The 16089-nt window shown below is 54.6% G+C and carries 30 protein-coding genes; all 30 read left to right on the plus strand.

Features of this window, described 5'->3' with window-relative positions:
- Positions 1-393 (plus strand): EF-Tu C-terminal domain-related protein (locus tag AACY19_RS14890; protein WP_116029914.1); only part of this gene is annotated, 393 nt, incomplete at its 5' end.
- Between the two features lie 157 nt (positions 394-550).
- Positions 551-862 carry a 30S ribosomal protein S10 gene (gene rpsJ / locus AACY19_RS14895; RefSeq protein ID WP_003186070.1) on the plus strand — a complete coding sequence of 104 codons (312 nt, stop codon included), beginning with the start codon at positions 551-553 and terminating at the stop codon, positions 860-862.
- Positions 863-942: 80 nt separating this feature from the next.
- Positions 943-1578, plus strand: a complete 636-nt coding sequence (gene rplC / locus AACY19_RS14900) for a 50S ribosomal protein L3 (protein ID WP_003228738.1) — start codon at positions 943-945, stop codon at positions 1576-1578.
- Positions 1579-1590: 12 nt separating this feature from the next.
- Entirely contained in the window at positions 1591-2193 is a 603-nt protein-coding gene (gene rplD / locus AACY19_RS14905) for a 50S ribosomal protein L4 (protein WP_003228735.1), read from the plus strand.
- Positions 2190-2489, plus strand: a complete 300-nt coding sequence (gene rplW, locus AACY19_RS14910) for a 50S ribosomal protein L23 (protein ID WP_002555488.1) — start codon at positions 2190-2192, stop codon at positions 2487-2489. Before rplD ends, rplW begins: the two co-directional genes overlap by 4 nt.
- A 14-nt stretch (positions 2490-2503) precedes the next feature.
- On the plus strand, positions 2504-3328 hold the full coding sequence (rplB, locus tag AACY19_RS14915; protein ID WP_016772943.1) for a 50S ribosomal protein L2: 825 nt from the start codon (positions 2504-2506) through the stop codon (positions 3326-3328).
- A gap of 16 nt (positions 3329-3344) precedes the next feature.
- Positions 3345-3620, plus strand: coding sequence for a 30S ribosomal protein S19 (rpsS, locus tag AACY19_RS14920; RefSeq protein WP_011336172.1), 276 nt, complete (start codon positions 3345-3347; stop codon positions 3618-3620).
- Between the two features lie 11 nt (positions 3621-3631).
- The gene (gene rplV, locus AACY19_RS14925) at positions 3632-3964 is read left to right on the plus strand and encodes a 50S ribosomal protein L22 (protein WP_003103908.1); all 333 of its coding nucleotides are present in this window, start codon (positions 3632-3634) and stop codon (positions 3962-3964) included.
- A gap of 13 nt (positions 3965-3977) precedes the next feature.
- Positions 3978-4664, plus strand: coding sequence for a 30S ribosomal protein S3 (gene rpsC / locus AACY19_RS14930; RefSeq protein WP_003176422.1), 687 nt, complete (start codon positions 3978-3980; stop codon positions 4662-4664).
- 12 nt (positions 4665-4676) lie between these two features.
- A complete protein-coding gene (gene rplP / locus AACY19_RS14935) occupies positions 4677-5090 on the plus strand; it encodes a 50S ribosomal protein L16 (protein WP_003228729.1) in 414 nt (137 codons plus the stop codon).
- Positions 5090-5281, plus strand: coding sequence for a 50S ribosomal protein L29 (gene rpmC / locus AACY19_RS14940; RefSeq protein ID WP_002555481.1), 192 nt, complete (start codon positions 5090-5092; stop codon positions 5279-5281). The genes rplP and rpmC overlap by 1 nt, the downstream gene beginning before the upstream one ends.
- 2 nt (positions 5282-5283) lie before the next feature.
- Positions 5284-5550: a 30S ribosomal protein S17 gene (rpsQ, locus tag AACY19_RS14945; protein ID WP_003194644.1), complete on the plus strand. Its 267-nt coding sequence runs from the start codon at positions 5284-5286 to the stop codon at positions 5548-5550.
- Positions 5551-5573: 23 nt separating this feature from the next.
- Positions 5574-5942 carry a 50S ribosomal protein L14 gene (gene rplN / locus AACY19_RS14950; RefSeq protein WP_002555479.1) on the plus strand — a complete coding sequence of 123 codons (369 nt, stop codon included), beginning with the start codon at positions 5574-5576 and terminating at the stop codon, positions 5940-5942.
- An 11-nt stretch (positions 5943-5953) separates the two neighbouring features.
- On the plus strand, positions 5954-6268 hold the full coding sequence (gene rplX, locus AACY19_RS14955) for a 50S ribosomal protein L24 (RefSeq protein WP_003186046.1): 315 nt from the start codon (positions 5954-5956) through the stop codon (positions 6266-6268).
- A 20-nt stretch (positions 6269-6288) separates the two neighbouring features.
- On the plus strand, positions 6289-6828 hold the full coding sequence (gene rplE / locus AACY19_RS14960) for a 50S ribosomal protein L5 (protein WP_003210069.1): 540 nt from the start codon (positions 6289-6291) through the stop codon (positions 6826-6828).
- Between the two features lie 13 nt (positions 6829-6841).
- Complete coding sequence (gene rpsN / locus AACY19_RS14965; protein WP_003228726.1) at positions 6842-7147, plus strand: 30S ribosomal protein S14; 306 nt, start codon at positions 6842-6844, stop codon at positions 7145-7147.
- A 209-nt stretch (positions 7148-7356) separates the two neighbouring features.
- A complete protein-coding gene (gene rpsH, locus AACY19_RS14970; RefSeq protein ID WP_077574736.1) occupies positions 7357-7749 on the plus strand; it encodes a 30S ribosomal protein S8 in 393 nt (130 codons plus the stop codon).
- Between the two features lie 12 nt (positions 7750-7761).
- Positions 7762-8295, plus strand: a complete 534-nt coding sequence (gene rplF, locus AACY19_RS14975) for a 50S ribosomal protein L6 (RefSeq protein ID WP_003176412.1) — start codon at positions 7762-7764, stop codon at positions 8293-8295.
- 10 nt (positions 8296-8305) lie between these two features.
- Positions 8306-8656, plus strand: coding sequence for a 50S ribosomal protein L18 (rplR, locus tag AACY19_RS14980; RefSeq protein WP_003186037.1), 351 nt, complete (start codon positions 8306-8308; stop codon positions 8654-8656).
- Positions 8657-8659: 3 nt separating this feature from the next.
- Positions 8660-9160, plus strand: coding sequence for a 30S ribosomal protein S5 (gene rpsE / locus AACY19_RS14985; RefSeq protein WP_003176409.1), 501 nt, complete (start codon positions 8660-8662; stop codon positions 9158-9160).
- Between the two features lie 2 nt (positions 9161-9162).
- Entirely contained in the window at positions 9163-9339 is a 177-nt protein-coding gene (gene rpmD, locus AACY19_RS14990) for a 50S ribosomal protein L30 (protein ID WP_003176408.1), read from the plus strand.
- Between the two features lie 3 nt (positions 9340-9342).
- Positions 9343-9780, plus strand: coding sequence for a 50S ribosomal protein L15 (gene rplO, locus AACY19_RS14995; RefSeq protein WP_003228720.1), 438 nt, complete (start codon positions 9343-9345; stop codon positions 9778-9780).
- Positions 9781-11109 carry a preprotein translocase subunit SecY gene (secY, locus tag AACY19_RS15000; protein ID WP_003228718.1) on the plus strand — a complete coding sequence of 443 codons (1329 nt, stop codon included), beginning with the start codon at positions 9781-9783 and terminating at the stop codon, positions 11107-11109.
- A 27-nt stretch (positions 11110-11136) separates the two neighbouring features.
- Positions 11137-11253: a 50S ribosomal protein L36 gene (gene rpmJ / locus AACY19_RS15005; protein WP_002555468.1), complete on the plus strand. Its 117-nt coding sequence runs from the start codon at positions 11137-11139 to the stop codon at positions 11251-11253.
- 130 nt (positions 11254-11383) lie between these two features.
- Positions 11384-11740, plus strand: a complete 357-nt coding sequence (gene rpsM, locus AACY19_RS15010) for a 30S ribosomal protein S13 (protein WP_009045849.1) — start codon at positions 11384-11386, stop codon at positions 11738-11740.
- Between the two features lie 30 nt (positions 11741-11770).
- A complete protein-coding gene (gene rpsK / locus AACY19_RS15015; protein WP_002555466.1) occupies positions 11771-12160 on the plus strand; it encodes a 30S ribosomal protein S11 in 390 nt (129 codons plus the stop codon).
- An 18-nt stretch (positions 12161-12178) separates the two neighbouring features.
- Positions 12179-12799 (plus strand): 30S ribosomal protein S4, encoded by a 621-nt coding sequence (gene rpsD / locus AACY19_RS15020; RefSeq protein ID WP_003176404.1) that lies wholly within the window; start codon positions 12179-12181, stop codon positions 12797-12799.
- Between the two features lie 22 nt (positions 12800-12821).
- Positions 12822-13823, plus strand: a complete 1002-nt coding sequence (locus AACY19_RS15025) for a DNA-directed RNA polymerase subunit alpha (RefSeq protein WP_003186012.1) — start codon at positions 12822-12824, stop codon at positions 13821-13823.
- A gap of 42 nt (positions 13824-13865) precedes the next feature.
- Complete coding sequence (rplQ, locus tag AACY19_RS15030) at positions 13866-14252, plus strand: 50S ribosomal protein L17 (protein ID WP_003176402.1); 387 nt, start codon at positions 13866-13868, stop codon at positions 14250-14252.
- 240 nt (positions 14253-14492) lie between these two features.
- A complete protein-coding gene (locus tag AACY19_RS15035) occupies positions 14493-15947 on the plus strand; it encodes a catalase (RefSeq protein ID WP_339451400.1) in 1455 nt (484 codons plus the stop codon).
- Positions 15948-16089 lie beyond the last annotated feature (142 nt).

Below are 16089 nucleotides of genomic sequence, written 5' to 3' on the forward strand. Positions count from 1 at the left end.
CTGCTCGACGAAGGTCGTGCTGGCGAGAACTGCGGCGTTCTGCTGCGTGGTACCAAGCGTGACGACGTTGAGCGTGGTCAGGTTCTGGTTAAGCCGGGTTCGGTTAAGCCGCACACCAAGTTCACCGCAGAAGTTTACGTTCTGAGCAAGGAAGAAGGCGGTCGTCACACTCCGTTCTTCAAAGGCTACCGCCCACAGTTCTACTTCCGTACTACTGACGTGACTGGTAACTGCGAGCTGCCAGAAGGCGTTGAAATGGTAATGCCAGGTGACAACATTCAGATGACTGTTACCCTGATCAAAACCATCGCGATGGAAGATGGTCTGCGTTTCGCTATCCGTGAAGGCGGTCGTACCGTCGGCGCTGGCGTCGTAGCCAAAATCATCGAGTAATCTCTTTTATAGAGTTTGCTTGTTGACTTGAAAAAGCCCCCGCTCAGCGGGGGCTTTTTTATTGGGTTGACACCTATCTGGGGCGTCTATAGAATTGCGCCTCCTTTTAACGGGCGTATTGCGCTCGGTGGGAATAGCAGCCGGAGTCTGAAATCCAATGCAAAATCAGCAAATCCGTATCAGGTTGAAGGCTTTCGACCATCGCCTGATCGACCAATCAACCCAGGAAATCGTGGAAACCGCGAAACGTACTGGTGCTCAAGTGCGTGGTCCAATTCCACTGCCTACCCGTAAAGAGCGGTTCACCGTTCTGGTTTCCCCGCACGTCAACAAAGACGCGCGTGACCAGTACGAAATCCGCACTCATAAGCGCGTTCTGGATATCGTCCAGCCAACGGATAAAACCGTTGATGCTCTTATGAAGCTTGATCTTGCGGCCGGTGTGGAAGTGCAGATCAGCCTCGGCTAAGACTCGGTCTTAGTCGTGTAACGCTCTGAAATGGGCGGCCATAGCGGGTGAAAGCCCCGTACACTCATGAGGTTTACAACATGACTATTGGTGTAGTCGGTCGTAAATGCGGTATGACCCGTATTTTCACCGAAGAAGGTGTCTCCATTCCGGTCACGGTCATTGAGATCGAGCCGAATCGCGTCACCCAGTTCAAAACTGAAGAGACCGATGGCTATCGTGCAGTGCAAGTCACTGTCGGCGAGCGTCGCGCTTCGCGTGTAACAGCAGCTCAAGCTGGCCACTTCGCTAAAGCGAACGTTGCCGCTGGTCGCACCACCATGGAATTCCGTCTTGAAGAAGGCGAGTACCAGGCTGGCGATCTGATCAACGCTGAAATCTTCGCCGCTGGTCAACTGGTTGATGTAACCGGTCAGTCCAAAGGTAAAGGTTTCCAGGGTACGATCAAGCGTTGGAATTTCCGCGGGCAAGATAACACCCACGGTAACTCCGTATCCCACCGCGTCCCAGGCTCTATCGGCCAGTGCCAGACTCCTGGTCGTGTATTCAAGGGCAAAAAAATGTCCGGTCATATGGGCGCTGAGCGCGTGACCGTGCAGTCCCTGGAAGTAGTGCGCGTGGACGCTGAACGCAATCTGTTGTTGGTCAAGGGCGCTGTTCCTGGCGCTACTGGCGGCAACCTGGTTGTACGTCCAGCAGCCAAGGCTCGCGGTTAAGGGGAAGCTGACATGCAATTAAATGTAAATGACGCTCAAGCGATCGAAGTTTCCGAACTGACATTTGGCGGCGAATTCAACGAGACGCTGGTTCACCAAGCAGTCGTGGCCTACATGGCCGGCGGCCGTCAAGGTAGCAAGCAGCAGAAGACCCGTTCCGACGTTCGTGGTGGCGGCAAGCGCCCATGGCGTCAGAAAGGTACTGGCCGTGCTCGTGCCGGTACTATCCGTAGCCCAATCTGGCGTGGCGGCGGTACCACTTTCGCAGCTCGTCCTCAGGATCACTCCCAGAAGCTGAACAAGAAGATGTATCGCGCAGCAATGCGTTCCATCCTTGCTGAGCTGGTGCGTACTGATCGTTTGGTCGTGGTTCAGGATTTCGCTGTTGAAACTCCGAAAACCAAAGATTTGCTGGGCAAGCTGAACAACATGAGCCTGACCGATGTTCTCATCGTGTCGGACGCTGTTGATCAGAACCTGTACCTGGCTGCTCGTAACCTGCCGCACGTAGATGTACGTGACGTTCAAGGTTCCGATCCAGTTAGTCTGATCGCATACGACAAGGTGTTGATCACCGTGTCGGCCGTGAAGAAATTCGAGGAGCTGCTGGGATGAACCAGGAACGCGTATTTAAAGTTCTGCTTGGCCCGCACGTTTCCGAGAAGGCTACGGTTCTGGCAGACAAGAAAGGCCAGTTCGTTTTCAAGGTTGCTACTGACGCAACCAAGCTGGAAATCAAGAAGGCCGTCGAAAGCCTGTTCAGCGTGAAAGTAGAGCGCGTTACTACCCTGAATGTTCTGGGTAAGAGCAAGCGCACTGCTCGCGGTCTGGGCAAGCGTAATGACTGGAAGAAGGCAGTTATCTCCCTTCAGCCAGGCCAAGATCTCGATTTCAGCAGCAGTGCTGAGTAAGGAAGGGGTGCATCATGGCAATCGTTAAATGCAAACCGACTTCCCCTGGCCGCCGTTTTGTGGTCAAGGTGGTCAATCAGGAGCTGCATAAAGGCGCTCCTCACGCACCGCTGCTCGAGAAAAAATCGAAGTCTGGTGGTCGTAACAACAATGGCCGTATTACCACGCGTCACATCGGTGGTGGTCATAAGCAGCATTATCGTATGGTCGATTTCCGTCGCAACGACAAAGATGGCATCGTCGCCACTGTCGAGCGTATCGAATACGATCCGAACCGTACTGCTCACATCGCACTGCTCTGCTACGCAGACGGCGAGCGCCGCTACATCATCGCCCCTAAAGGCGTGAGTGCTGGCGACCAGTTGATCGCGGGCGCTCTGGCTCCAATCAAGCCGGGCAACGCTCTGCAACTGCGCAACATTCCAGTCGGTTCTACCGTACACGGCATCGAATTGAAGCCAGGTAAAGGTGCACAGATCGCTCGTTCTGCTGGTGCTTCGGCTCAGCTGATCGCTCGTGAAGGTGTCTACGTGACCCTGCGTCTGCGTTCCGGTGAAATGCGTAAAGTCCTGGCTGAATGCCGTGCGACCCTGGGTGAAGTCTCGAACTCCGAGCACAGCCTGCGTTCGCTGGGTAAAGCTGGTGCCAAACGCTGGCGTGGCGTTCGCCCAACCGTTCGTGGTGTTGCCATGAACCCGGTTGACCACCCACATGGTGGTGGTGAAGGTCGTACCTCTGGTGGTCGTCATCCGGTATCGCCATGGGGCTTCCCGACTAAGGGCGCGAAGACTCGTGGTAATAAGCGTACCGACAAAATGATCGTCCGTCGTCGCAAGTAAATAGAGGGATACGACAGTGCCACGTTCTCTGAAAAAAGGTCCTTTTATTGATCTTCACCTACTGAAGAAGATCGAAGTGGCGGCGGAAAAGAACGATCGCAAACCAATTAAAACCTGGTCGCGTCGTTCCATGATCCTGCCACAAATGGTCGGTCTGACCATTGCAGTACACAACGGTCGTCAGCACGTCCCGGTTCTCGTTAACGAAGACATGGTCGGCCACAAACTGGGCGAGTTCGCCGGTACCCGCAACTATCGCGGGCACGTGGCTGACAAGAAAGCCAAGCGTTAAGGGGTAAGGAAATGGAAGTAGCCGCTAAGTTGTCGGGCGCTCGAATCTCCGCCCAGAAAGCCCGCTTGGTCGCCGACCAGATCCGCGGGAAGAAGGTGGGCGAAGCGCTCAACCTGTTGGCTTTCAGCAGTAAGAAAGCCGCCGAGATCATGAAGAAAGTGCTGGAGTCGGCCGTAGCCAACGCCGAGCATAACGAAGGCGCAGACGTTGATGACCTGAAGGTCAGCACCGTTTTCGTCAACGAAGGGCGTTCGCTGAAGCGCATCATGCCACGTGCCAAAGGCCGTGCTGATCGCATCGTCAAGCGGTCTTGCCATATCACTGTCAAGGTTGCTGACAAGTAACGGAGTCGAAGAGATGGGTCAGAAAGTACATCCCATTGGCATTCGCCTGGGAATCGTCAAGGAGCACACCTCCGTCTGGTACGCAGACGGTCGGACTTATGCGGACTACTTGTTCGCAGATCTGAAAGTGCGTGAGTATCTCCAAGACAAACTAAAAAGCGCGTCCGTAAGCCGTATCGATATCCATCGTCCGGCCCAAACTGCACGCATCACCATTCACACCGCTCGTCCAGGTATCGTTATCGGGAAGAAAGGTGAAGATGTTGAGAAACTGCGTCAGGACCTGACCAAGCAAATGGGTGTGCCTGTGCACATCAATATCGAAGAGATCCGTAAGCCGGAGCTCGACGGTATGCTGGTTGCGCAGAGCGTAGCTCAGCAGCTGGAGCGTCGCGTAATGTTCCGTCGCGCTATGAAGCGCGCAGTACAGAACGCCATGCGCATTGGTGCCAAAGGCATCAAAATCCAAGTGAGCGGTCGTCTCGGCGGTGCTGAAATTGCACGTACTGAATGGTATCGCGAAGGTCGTGTGCCATTGCACACCCTGCGTGCCGACATCGACTATGCCAACTACGAAGCTCACACCACTTACGGTGTGATCGGTGTAAAGGTTTGGATCTTCAAAGGCGAAGTTATTGGTGGTCGCCAAGAAGAACTGAAACCACAAGCACCAGCGCCTCGTAAAAAAGCTGCTAAGTAAGGGGTACGCCAAATGTTGCAACCAAAGCGTACGAAGTTCCGCAAGCAGATGACCGGCCACAACCGTGGTCTGGCACTGCGCGGTAGCAAAGTCAGCTTCGGCGAGTTCGCGCTGAAGTCTGTAGCTCGTGGTCGTCTCACCGCTCGTCAGATCGAATCAGCGCGTCGTGCACTGACCCGTCACGTAAAGCGTGGCGGCAAGATCTGGATCCGTGTATTCCCGGACAAGCCGATCTCCAAGAAACCTCTCGAGGTTCGTATGGGTAAAGGTAAGGGTAACGTGGAGTACTGGGTTGCCCAGATTCAGCCAGGCAAAGTCCTGTATGAAATCGAGGGTGTTTCTGAAGAGCTGGCGCGTGAGGCTTTCGCCCTGGCTGCTGCAAAGCTGCCGCTCGCCACCTCCTTTGTTAAACGGACGGTGATGTGATGAAAGCGAATGAACTTCGTGAAAAATCCGCACAGCAGCTGAACGAGCAACTGCTCGGCTTGCTGCGCGACCAGTTCAATCTGCGCATGCAGAAAGCAACTGGCCAGTTGGGGCAGTCTCATCTGCTCTCGCAAGTTAAGCGTGACATCGCTCGCGTGAAGACTGTGCTCAACCAGCAGGCAGGTAAGTAATCATGGCTGAAGCCGAAAAAACTGTCCGTACGCTGACTGGCCGTGTTGTCAGCGACAAGATGGACAAAACCATCACCGTTCTGATCGAGCGTCGCGTAAAGCACCCGATCTACGGTAAATACGTTAAGCGTTCGACTAAGCTGCACGCGCACGACGAAACCAATCAGTGCCACATCGGCGACAAAGTCACTATTCGTGAAACTCGTCCGATGGCCAAGACCAAGTCTTGGGCACTGGTTGATGTTCTCGAACGCGCTGTGGAAGTCTAAGGGCTAGGGGTCGGAGAAATTATATGATTCAGACTCAATCCATGCTCGATGTGGCCGATAACAGCGGCGCTCGCCGCGTTATGTGCATCAAGGTGCTGGGTGGCTCCCATCGTCGTTACGCTGGTATCGGTGACATCATCAAAGTTACCGTGAAGGAAGCAATTCCTCGCGGTAAAGTGAAAAAGGGCCAAGTGATGACTGCTGTTGTAGTCCGCACTCGTCACGGCGTACGTCGTGCTGATGGCTCCATTATCCGCTTTGATGGCAACGCTGCTGTTCTTTTGAACAACAAGCAAGAGCCGATCGGCACCCGTATCTTTGGGCCAGTGACCCGTGAGCTTCGTACTGAGAAGTTCATGAAGATCGTCTCGCTCGCCCCAGAAGTGCTGTAAGGAGATCCGACATGCAAAAGATTCGTCGTGACGACGAGATCATCGTGATCGCCGGCAAAGACAAAGGTAAGCGCGGTAAGGTGCTGAAGGTTCTTGCTGACAACCGTCTGGTTGTTGGTGGTCTGAACCTGGTCAAGCGTCATACTAAGCCTAACCCGATGTCGGGCGTACAGGGCGGTATCGTCGAGAAAGAAGCGCCACTGCACGCTTCCAACGTCGCCATCTTCAACGGCGAAACCAACAAGGCTGACCGCGTTGGTTTCAAAGTAGAAGACGGTAAGAAAATTCGTGTCTTCAAGTCGACCCAAAAAGCGGTTGATGCTTGAACACTGCTAGGTAGAAGACCATGGCACGACTAAAAGAGATTTACCGGAAGGAAATCGCTCCGAAACTTAAGGAAGAACTTAAGCTTTCGAACGTGATGGAAGTTCCGCGCGTTACCAAAATCACCCTGAACATGGGTCTGGGCGAAGCGATCGGCGACAAAAAAGTCATCGAGCACGCTGTTGCTGACCTGGAAAAGATCACCGGCCAGAAAGTCGTTGTGACCTACGCTCGTAAATCCATCGCTGGCTTTAAAGTCCGCGAAGGATGGCCGATCGGCGTCAAGGTGACCCTGCGCCGTGAGCGTATGTACGAGTTCCTGGATCGTCTGCTGTCGATCTCCCTGCCTCGGGTTCGCGACTTCCGCGGCCTGAATGCCAAGTCCTTCGATGGTCGTGGTAACTACAGCATGGGTGTGAAAGAGCAGATCATTTTCCCGGAAATCGACTACGACAAGATCGATGCTCTCCGCGGTCTGGACATTACCCTGACCACCACTGCCAAGAACGATGATGAAGGCCGCGCTCTGCTGCGTGCTTTCAAATTCCCGTTCCGCAACTGATTGGAGTAGGAAAATGGCCAAGAAGAGCATGAAAAACCGTGAGCTGAAGCGTCAGCTCACCGTTGCCAAGTACGCCACCAAGCGTGCAGCGCTCAAAGCTATCATCGTTGATCTGAACGCAAGTCCAGAAGCGCGTTGGGAAGCTACCGTAGCTCTGCAGAAGCAACCACGTGACGCAAGTGCCTCGCGCATGCGTAACCGTTGCCGCCTGACTGGTCGTCCGCACGGCGTTTACCGCAAGTTCGGCCTTGGCCGTAACAAGCTGCGTGAGGCTGCAATGCGTGGTGACGTACCAGGTCTGGTCAAAGCCAGCTGGTAATTGCTGTCAAAGTCTCGATGTTCGGGTTCGAAAGAATCTGACCATCGGTGGCCTTGAATCTGAATCAAGCCCCTTTTGGGGCTTGATTCATTTCTGGGGTGTGTCTAGAATGACCGGCTCGCCTGAGCCCGTGTTTTTCATGCCCGGAAGTTCTCGGCGACAAGTAGTAGCCGCAAGGCTAATTTTTCTGTATTAGGAGCGTCTAGCCCATGAGTATGCAGGACCCGTTAGCGGACATGCTAACTCGAATCCGTAATGCCCAGATGGCTGAAAAGTCTGTCGTAAGCATGCCGTCTTCCACGTTGAAGGCTGCTGTAGCAAAAGTCCTGAAGGACGAAGGTTACATCGCGGATTTTCAGATCACCACCGACGCTAAGCCGTCGCTGTCCATCGAGCTGAAGTACTTCGAAGGCCGTCCGGTTATTGAAGAAGTGAAGCGCGTTAGTCGTCCAGGCCTGCGTCAGTACAAGTCCGTTGAAGATCTGCCGAAAGTTCGTGGCGGTCTTGGCGTGTCTATCGTCTCCACCAACAAAGGTGTGATGACGGATCGTGCTGCGCGCGCTGCCGGTGTCGGCGGCGAAGTTCTTTGCACTGTGTTCTAAGGGGGGATAAGCATGTCTCGCGTCGCTAAGAACCCCGTTAAGCTGCCAGCCGGTGTCGAAGTAAAATTCGCAGGTCAACAGCTTTCGGTGAAGGGTGCCAAGGGTACTCTTGAACTGAACATCCATTCGTCCGTTGAGATTGTTGAAGAAGCTGGTGAGCTGCGTTTCGCTGCTCGCAATGGCGATCAACAAACTCGCGCAATGGCCGGTACCACGCGTGCGTTGGTAAACAACATGGTCCAAGGCGTAAGCCAAGGCTTCGAGCGTAAGCTCCAGCTGGTCGGTGTTGGTTACAAGGCGCAAGCAAAAGGCACGGTTTTGAACCTGGCCCTTGGCTTCTCGCACCCAGTGGATTACGAACTGCCGGAAGGCATCACCGCTGAGACCCCTAGCCAGACCGATATCCTGATCAAGGGCATCGACAAGCAGCTGGTAGGTCAAGTGGCCGCTGAGATCCGCGACTTCCGTCCACCAGAGCCGTACAAAGGCAAAGGTGTGCGCTACGCGGACGAAGTCGTCCGTCGTAAAGAAGCCAAGAAGAAGTAGGGCATAGCAAATGACCGACAAAAAAGTTACTCGACTGCGTCGCGCTCGCAAAGCACGCCTGAAAATGCACGAACTCGAAGTCGTGCGTCTCTGCGTGTTCCGCTCGTCGCAGCACATCTACGCCCAGGTCATCTCGGCCGACGGCAACAAGGTCCTGGCAAGCGCCTCGACTTTGGATAAAGAACTGCGTGATGGCGCCACTGGCAACATCGACGCGGCCACAAAGGTTGGCCAGCTGGTCGCTACGCGTGCTAAGGCCGCTGGCGTCTCGCAAGTGGCTTTCGACCGCTCTGGCTTCAAGTACCATGGCCGCGTTAAAGCGCTGGCTGATGCTGCTCGTGAAGCTGGGCTGGAGTTCTAAGTTATGTCAAATAACGACCAAAAGCGCGACGAAGGCTACATTGAGAAGCTGGTTCAAGTTAACCGCGTAGCCAAAACCGTTAAAGGCGGCCGTATCTTCACTTTCACCGCGTTGACCGTGGTTGGTGATGGTAAAGGGCGTGTTGGCTTCGGCCGTGGCAAGTCGCGTGAAGTGCCTGCTGCGATCCAGAAGGCAATGGAAGCTGCTCGCCGCAACATGATTCAAGTTGACCTGAACGGCACCACTCTGCAGTACGCAATGAAGTCCGCTCACGGCGCTTCGAAGGTGTACATGCAGCCTGCTTCTGAAGGTACCGGTATCATCGCTGGTGGCGCTATGCGTGCTGTCCTCGAAGTTGCTGGCGTTCAGAACGTTCTGGCCAAGTGCTATGGCTCGACTAACCCGGTAAACGTGGTTCACGCCACTTTCAAGGGTCTGAAAGCCATGCAATCTCCTGAGTCCATCGCTGCCAAGCGCGGCCTGACTGTCAAGGAGATCTTCTGATCATGGCTACCGTTAAAGTAACGCTGATCAAAAGCATGACCGGCCGCATCCCTAACCACAAACTGTGCGTTAAGGGTCTGGGTCTGCGTCGCATCGGTCACACTGTAGAAGTCCAGGATACTCCCGAGAATCGCGGGATGATCAACAAGGCTTACTACATGCTGCGTGTCGAGGGTTAATCGATGAAACTCAATGATCTGAGTCCAGCGCCGGGTTCCCGTCGCGAAAAGCATCGTCCGGGCCGTGGTATCGGTAGCGGTTTGGGTAAGACTGGTGGTCGCGGCCACAAAGGTCAGACCTCCCGCTCCGGTGGCACTATTGCTCCAGGCTTTGAAGGCGGTCAACAGCCGCTGCATCGTCGCCTGCCGAAGTTCGGTTTCGTATCCCTGAAAGCCATGGACCGCGCAGAAGTGCGTCTGTCCGAGCTGGCTAAAGTGGAAGGCGACATCGTCACCGTGCAGTCCCTGAAAGATGCCAACGTGATCAACGTCAACGTACAGCGTGTGAAAATCATGCTGTCCGGTGAAGTGACTCGCGCTGTCACTATCGGCAAGGGAATCGGCGCCACCAAAGGTGCGCGTGCGGCTATCGAAGCAGCTGGCGGCAAGTTCGAGGAATAAATGGCTAAGCAAGGTGCTCTCTCTGCGCTCGGCAAAGGCGGTATGTCTGAACTCTGGGCTCGTCTGCGTTTTCTGTTCCTGGCGATTATCGTCTACCGAATAGGCGCACACATCCCGGTTCCAGGTATCAACCCGGACCGACTCGCAGACCTGTTTCGACAGAATGAGGGGACCATTCTTAGCTTGTTCAACATGTTCTCCGGCGGCGCGCTGGAACGGATGAGCATCTTTGCACTGGGGATCATGCCGTATATTTCGGCATCGATCATCATGCAATTGATGACCGCCGTCAGCCCGCAGCTGGAGCAGTTGAAGAAGGAAGGTGAAGCTGGCCGTCGCAAGATCAGCCAGTACACCCGCTACGGCACCGTCGTCCTTGCTCTAGTCCAGGCTATTGGCATGTCCATTGGTCTGGCTGGGCAGGGCGTTGCGTTCACTGGTGACTTTGGCTTCCATTTCGTCGCAGTATCCACGTTTGTGGCTGGTGCGATGTTCATGATGTGGCTGGGTGAGCAGATTACTGAGCGTGGTGTAGGTAACGGTATCTCGATGTTGATTTTTTCGGGTATCGTCGCCGGTCTTCCGAGAGCAATCGGGCAGTCTTTCGAGTCTGCTCGTCAAGGTGATATCAATATTTTTGCCTTGGTTGCCATCGGTTTGCTGGCAGTAGCGATTATCGGTTTCGTGGTGTTCATTGAGCGTGGTCAGCGTCGTATCGCTGTTCACTACGCCAAGCGTCAGCAGGGCCGTAAGGTTTTTGCTGCGCAGACAAGCCACTTGCCGCTGAAGGTGAACATGGCTGGTGTTATTCCGGCTATTTTCGCGAGCAGCATTTTGCTGTTCCCGGCTTCGCTGGGTGCCTGGTTTGGTCAGTCTGAAGGTATGGGCTGGTTGCAGGACATCTCGCAGTCGATCGCTCCTGGTCAGCCGTTGAATATTCTGCTGTTTAGTGCAGGGATTATTTTCTTCTGCTTCTTCTATACGGCGTTGATGTTCAATCCGAAAGACGTAGCGGAAAACCTGAAGAAGTCCGGTGCCTTTATTCCGGGCATCCGTCCAGGTGAGCAGTCTGCGCGCTACATTGATGGCGTTCTGACTCGTTTGACCATGTTCGGTGCTCTTTACATGACGGCCGTGTGCTTGCTGCCCCAGTTTCTGGTGGTTGCAGCAAACGTTCCGTTCTACCTTGGCGGGACCTCGTTGCTGATCGTGGTCGTGGTTGTGATGGACTTCATGTCCCAAGTACAATCGCACCTCGTTTCGCACCAGTACGAATCCCTGATGAAGAAAGCCAACCTGAAGGGTTACGGCAGCGGCATGTTGCGCTGAGTACCCATAAGGTTCGAGGAGTTGGTGATGAAAGTTCGTGCATCGGTGAAAAAGCTGTGCCGTAACTGCAAGATTATTCGCCGCGAAGGTGTTGTTCGAGTAATTTGCAGCGCGGAACCGCGTCACAAACAGCGCCAAGGCTGAGTGTGATTGTGCTTCAAGCCCGGTAGCTAGTGCGCTACCGGGTTGATTATTTGTTATTACAGCGATATTATCTCGCGCCCTATTTCTTGGCTTCCGGGGCGTAGGTAGCTGTCAATTGGAGTCCCACTGAATGGCCCGTATTGCAGGCGTTAACATTCCAGATAACAAGCATACTGTTATCTCGCTGACCTACATCTATGGTGTTGGTCGCACTACTGCACAGAAGATCTGTGCAGAGACTGGGGTAAACCCAGCCGCAAAGATCAAAGATCTGAGCGACGAGCAAATTGAACAGCTGCGTGGCGAAGTGGCGAAGTTCACCACTGAAGGTGACCTGCGTCGCGAAATCAACATGAAAATCAAGCGCTTGATGGACCTCGGTTGCTATCGCGGTCTGCGTCATCGTCGCGGTCTTCCAGTGCGCGGTCAGCGTACCAAGACCAACGCGCGTACCCGTAAAGGTCCGCGTAAGCCGATCCGCAAGTAATCGCCCCAGCGAATCGACAGGAATTTAATCATGGCAAAACCTGCTGCTCGTCCTCGTAAAAAAGTTAAAAAGACAGTGGTTGATGGCATCGCCCACATCCATGCATCTTTTAACAACACCATCGTGACCATTACCGACCGTCAAGGTAACGCTCTTTCCTGGGCTACCTCCGGTGGTTCGGGTTTCCGCGGTTCCCGCAAGTCCACCCCGTTCGCTGCTCAAGTAGCTGCTGAACGTGCTGGTCAAGCTGCGCTGGAATACGGCCTGAAAAACCTCGACGTTAACGTCAAGGGTCCAGGTCCAGGTCGTGAATCCGCAGTCCGCGCTTTGAACGGCTGTGGCTACAAGATCGCCAGCATCACCGACGTGACGCCAATCCCGCACAACGGGTGCCGTCCGCCGAAGAAGCGCCGCGTGTAATCCAGGAGATTGTAAAGAATGGCTCGTTACATTGGTCCAAAATGCAAACTCGCTCGTCGCGAAGGCACCGATCTCTTTCTGAAGAGCGGCGTGCGCGCGATCGAATCGAAGTGCAACATTGAAGCAGCACCTGGTATCCACGGCCAACGCCGCGGTCGCCAGTCCGACTACGGCACCCAACTGCGTGAAAAGCAGAAGGTTCGTCGTATCTACGGCGTTCTCGAGCGTCAATTCAGCGGCTACTACAAAGAAGCTGCTGGCAAGAAAGGTGCAACTGGTGAGAACCTGCTGCAACTGCTCGAATGCCGTCTGGACAACGTTGTATATCGTATGGGCTTTGGTTCGACTCGTGCCGAATCCCGTCAGCTGGTATCGCACAAGTCGATCAGCGTTAACGGTCAGACCGTAAACGTTCCGTCGTATCAGGTTCGTGCTGGTGACGTGGTTGCAGTTCGCGAGAAAGCAAAAAACCAACTTCGCATTGTCCAAGCTCTCGATCTGTGTGCCCAACGTGGCCGCGTAGAATGGGTAGAAGTAGACACTGAGAAGAAGTCGGGCGTTTTCAAGAACGTTCCTGCTCGCAGTGATCTGTCCGCCGACATCAACGAAAGCCTGATTGTCGAGCTCTACTCCAAGTAAGGGCTAGAAAATAGGTGCATCCATGCAGATTTCGGTAAATGAGTTCCTGACACCCCGCCACATTGATGTGCAGGTTGTCAGTCCAACCCGCGCCAAGATCACTCTCGAGCCTCTCGAGCGTGGTTTTGGCCACACCCTGGGCAACGCGCTGCGCCGCATCCTGTTGTCCTCAATGCCCGGCTGCGCAGTAGTCGAGGCCGAGATTGACGGTGTGCTCCACGAGTACAGCGCCATCGAAGGTGTACAGGAAGACGTAATTGAAATCCTGTTGAACCTTAAAGGTCTGGCCATCAAGCTGCACGGTCGTGACGAAGTTACGCTGACCTTGTCGAAGAAGGGTTCGGGGGTGGTTACCGCTGCCGATATTCAGCTGGATCATGATGTCGAGATCGTTAATCCCGATCACGTAATCGCTAACCTGGCGTCTAACGGCGCCCTGAACATGAAGCTCACCGTAGCTCGTGGTCGTGGTTATGAGCCAGCAGACTCGCGTCAGAGCGATGAAGACGAAAGCCGCAGCATCGGTCGCTTGCAGCTTGACTCTTCGTTCAGCCCGGTTCGCCGTATCGCATACGTGGTGGAAAACGCCCGTGTCGAGCAGCGTACCAACCTGGACAAGCTGGTTATTGATCTGGAAACCAACGGTACTCTGGACCCTGAAGAGGCTATCCGCCGCGCTGCAACCATTCTGCAACAGCAGTTGGCTGCGTTCGTCGACCTCAAAGGTGACAGTGAGCCAGTGGTTGTCGAGCAGGAAGACGAGATCGATCCGATCCTGCTTCGCCCGGTTGACGATCTGGAACTGACTGTACGTTCGGCTAACTGCCTTAAGGCGGAAAACATCTACTACATCGGCGACCTGATTCAGCGTACCGAAGTAGAGCTGTTGAAGACTCCGAACCTGGGCAAGAAATCCTTGACTGAAATCAAGGACGTTCTGGCCTCCCGCGGTCTGTCCCTCGGCATGCGCCTCGACAACTGGCCGCCTGCAAGTCTTAAGAAGGACGACAAGGCGACTGCCTGATCGTCGTAATCACCGAACGTAGTGTTTGGTAAGGAATGAACCATGCGTCATCGTAAAAGTGGTCGTCACCTGAGCCGCACCAGCTCGCACCGCAAGGCCATGTTCCAAAACATGGCGGTGTCGCTGTTCGAGCACGAGCTGATCAAAACTACTCTGCCAAAAGCCAAAGAACTGCGTCGCGTTGCTGAGCCGCTGATCACTCTGGCCAAGACAGACAGCCTGGCTAACCGCCGTCTGGCTTTCGACCGTACTCGTTCGAAAGCTATCGTTGGTAAGCTCTTCAACGACCTGGGCAAGCGTTACGCTACCCGTGAGGGTGGCTACCTGCGCATCCTCAAGTGCGGCTTCCGCGCTGGCGACAACGCGCCTATGGCGTATGTCGAGTTGGTTGATCGTGCTACTGCTGGCGAAGCTGTATCCGCCGAGTAAGACGTCAGTCTGAAACGAAGAACCGGGCCTAGTGCCCGGTTTTTTGTGTCTGCAAGAAAATGCGCTGTCCGTACAAGCGACTGACACCTTTCTGTTGTCATGATGTGCCGGGGAACATAATTAGTATTTATCTATCGTTGGTCACGAGTTAATGAATTTGTGAGTGATATATCGATGATCAATAATTCCCTCCAAGCCGTTTCGCCGGCAGCACCAAGACAGACAGAGGAAAAAGACCGTATGAGCCAGATCAAAACGCTTACGACCGCCAGTGGCGCGCCTGTCGCTGATAACCAGAATTCCCGTTCCGCTGGCCCACGCGGCCCGTTGCTGCTCGACGATTTTCACCTGATCGAGAAGCTTGCCCACTTCAACCGTGAAAACATTCCAGAGCGCCGCGTCCACGCGAAGGGCTCGGGTGCTTACGGTACCTTCACCGTGACCCGCGATATCAGCCAATACACCAGCGCCAAGCTGTTCTCTGAAGTTGGCAAGCAAACGCCGACTTTTCTGCGATTTTCCACCGTTGGCGGCGAACGTGGTTCGGCTGATACCGAGCGCGACCCGCGCGGTTTCGCCCTGAAGTTCTACACTGAAGAAGGTAACTGGGACATCGTTGGCAACAACACCCCGGTGTTCTTCATCCGTGATCCGCTGAAATTCCCGGATTTCATTCACACCCAAAAGCGCCTTCCGCAGAGCAACCTGAAAAGCGCACAAATGATGTGGGACTTCTGGTCGCACTCGCCCGAGGCGCTGCATCAGGTCACCATCCTGTTCTCTGATCGAGGTATCCCGGACGGTTACCGTCACATGCACGGCTTCGGCAGCCATACCTATAGCCTGATCAGCGCTCAAGGTGAGCGTCACTGGGTCAAGTGGCACTACAAGACCCAGCAAGGGATCAAGAACCTGGCCCCGGCCGATGCCGCACGCTTGGCGGGTACCGATCCGGATTACGCCCAGCGTGATCTGTTCGAAGCCATCGAGCGCGGTGACTTCCCAAAATGGCGTGTGTGCATGCAGATCATGACCGAAGCTCAGGCGGCGGCTCATTATGAGAATCCTTTTGACGTGACCAAAACCTGGTCGCAGAAAGAATTCCCGCTGATCGAAGTCGGAGAGCTGGAGTTGAATCGCAACCCGCTGAACTACTTCGCTGAAGTCGAGCAAGCGGCGTTCGGTCCAAGCAATATGGTGCCGGGTGTCGGTCTCTCGCCGGATCGCATGCTGCAAGGTCGAGTATTCGCTTACGCCGATGCTCATCGCTACCGTGTCGGTACCAATCATCAGCAACTGCCGGTTAACGCTCCTCGTACCCCGGTTAACACTTACCAGCGTGACGGCTCGATGGCGTTCGGCAGTAACGGTGGTGCAGCACCAAACTACGAGCCGAACAGCTACAGCGAGGCGCCGAAACAAGCTCCGCGTTACGCCGAGCCCGCGCTGGCGTTGAGCGGTGCTGCCGATCGCTACGATCACCGTGAAGACACCGATTACTACAGCCATGCCGGTGCATTGTTCCGCCTGATGAGTGACGATCAGAGGGCGTTGCTGGTCAGCAACATCGCCGGCGCAATGTCAGGTGTTTCGAGTGACGTGATTGATCGTCAGTTGCAGCATTTCTATAAGGCCGATCCGGCGTATGGAGAAGCAATCGCAACGTTGCTCAACGTACAGCTTAACGAAGTCTAAACGAGAAGCAGAACCGCCCTCATTTGGGCGGTTTTTGCGATATTTAGGCTCCTTTTCTCGGATTATCTTCGCTTTTATTGCGCTAAACGAGTGACCTTCCAGTCAGGTTGGTTCAAACTACAGCCTTTCAAGTAGGGAGATG

This window comes from Pseudomonas sp. EA_5y_Pfl2_R50, from assembly GCF_963970475.1.
Classification (GTDB): domain Bacteria; phylum Pseudomonadota; class Gammaproteobacteria; order Pseudomonadales; family Pseudomonadaceae; genus Aquipseudomonas.

Coding starts and splice junctions, on each gene's coding strand:
- rpsJ (WP_003186070.1), top strand. CDS start 551: ATGCAAAATCAGCAAATCCGTATCAGGTTGAAGGCTTTCGACCATCGC.
- rplC (WP_003228738.1), top strand. CDS start 943: ATGACTATTGGTGTAGTCGGTCGTAAATGCGGTATGACCCGTATTTTC.
- rplD (WP_003228735.1), top strand. CDS start 1,591: ATGCAATTAAATGTAAATGACGCTCAAGCGATCGAAGTTTCCGAACTG.
- rplW (WP_002555488.1), top strand. CDS start 2,190: ATGAACCAGGAACGCGTATTTAAAGTTCTGCTTGGCCCGCACGTTTCC.
- rplB (WP_016772943.1), top strand. CDS start 2,504: ATGGCAATCGTTAAATGCAAACCGACTTCCCCTGGCCGCCGTTTTGTG.
- rplV (WP_003103908.1), top strand. CDS start 3,632: ATGGAAGTAGCCGCTAAGTTGTCGGGCGCTCGAATCTCCGCCCAGAAA.
- rpsC (WP_003176422.1), top strand. CDS start 3,978: ATGGGTCAGAAAGTACATCCCATTGGCATTCGCCTGGGAATCGTCAAG.
- rplP (WP_003228729.1), top strand. CDS start 4,677: ATGTTGCAACCAAAGCGTACGAAGTTCCGCAAGCAGATGACCGGCCAC.
- rpmC (WP_002555481.1), top strand. CDS start 5,090: ATGAAAGCGAATGAACTTCGTGAAAAATCCGCACAGCAGCTGAACGAG.
- rpsQ (WP_003194644.1), top strand. CDS start 5,284: ATGGCTGAAGCCGAAAAAACTGTCCGTACGCTGACTGGCCGTGTTGTC.
- rplN (WP_002555479.1), top strand. CDS start 5,574: ATGATTCAGACTCAATCCATGCTCGATGTGGCCGATAACAGCGGCGCT.
- rplX (WP_003186046.1), top strand. CDS start 5,954: ATGCAAAAGATTCGTCGTGACGACGAGATCATCGTGATCGCCGGCAAA.
- rplE (WP_003210069.1), top strand. CDS start 6,289: ATGGCACGACTAAAAGAGATTTACCGGAAGGAAATCGCTCCGAAACTT.
- rpsN (WP_003228726.1), top strand. CDS start 6,842: ATGGCCAAGAAGAGCATGAAAAACCGTGAGCTGAAGCGTCAGCTCACC.
- rpsH (WP_077574736.1), top strand. CDS start 7,357: ATGAGTATGCAGGACCCGTTAGCGGACATGCTAACTCGAATCCGTAAT.
- rplF (WP_003176412.1), top strand. CDS start 7,762: ATGTCTCGCGTCGCTAAGAACCCCGTTAAGCTGCCAGCCGGTGTCGAA.
- rplR (WP_003186037.1), top strand. CDS start 8,306: ATGACCGACAAAAAAGTTACTCGACTGCGTCGCGCTCGCAAAGCACGC.
- rpsE (WP_003176409.1), top strand. CDS start 8,660: ATGTCAAATAACGACCAAAAGCGCGACGAAGGCTACATTGAGAAGCTG.
- rpmD (WP_003176408.1), top strand. CDS start 9,163: ATGGCTACCGTTAAAGTAACGCTGATCAAAAGCATGACCGGCCGCATC.
- rplO (WP_003228720.1), top strand. CDS start 9,343: ATGAAACTCAATGATCTGAGTCCAGCGCCGGGTTCCCGTCGCGAAAAG.
- secY (WP_003228718.1), top strand. CDS start 9,781: ATGGCTAAGCAAGGTGCTCTCTCTGCGCTCGGCAAAGGCGGTATGTCT.
- rpmJ (WP_002555468.1), top strand. CDS start 11,137: ATGAAAGTTCGTGCATCGGTGAAAAAGCTGTGCCGTAACTGCAAGATT.
- rpsM (WP_009045849.1), top strand. CDS start 11,384: ATGGCCCGTATTGCAGGCGTTAACATTCCAGATAACAAGCATACTGTT.
- rpsK (WP_002555466.1), top strand. CDS start 11,771: ATGGCAAAACCTGCTGCTCGTCCTCGTAAAAAAGTTAAAAAGACAGTG.
- rpsD (WP_003176404.1), top strand. CDS start 12,179: ATGGCTCGTTACATTGGTCCAAAATGCAAACTCGCTCGTCGCGAAGGC.
- AACY19_RS15025 (WP_003186012.1), top strand. CDS start 12,822: ATGCAGATTTCGGTAAATGAGTTCCTGACACCCCGCCACATTGATGTG.
- rplQ (WP_003176402.1), top strand. CDS start 13,866: ATGCGTCATCGTAAAAGTGGTCGTCACCTGAGCCGCACCAGCTCGCAC.
- AACY19_RS15035 (WP_339451400.1), top strand. CDS start 14,493: ATGAGCCAGATCAAAACGCTTACGACCGCCAGTGGCGCGCCTGTCGCT.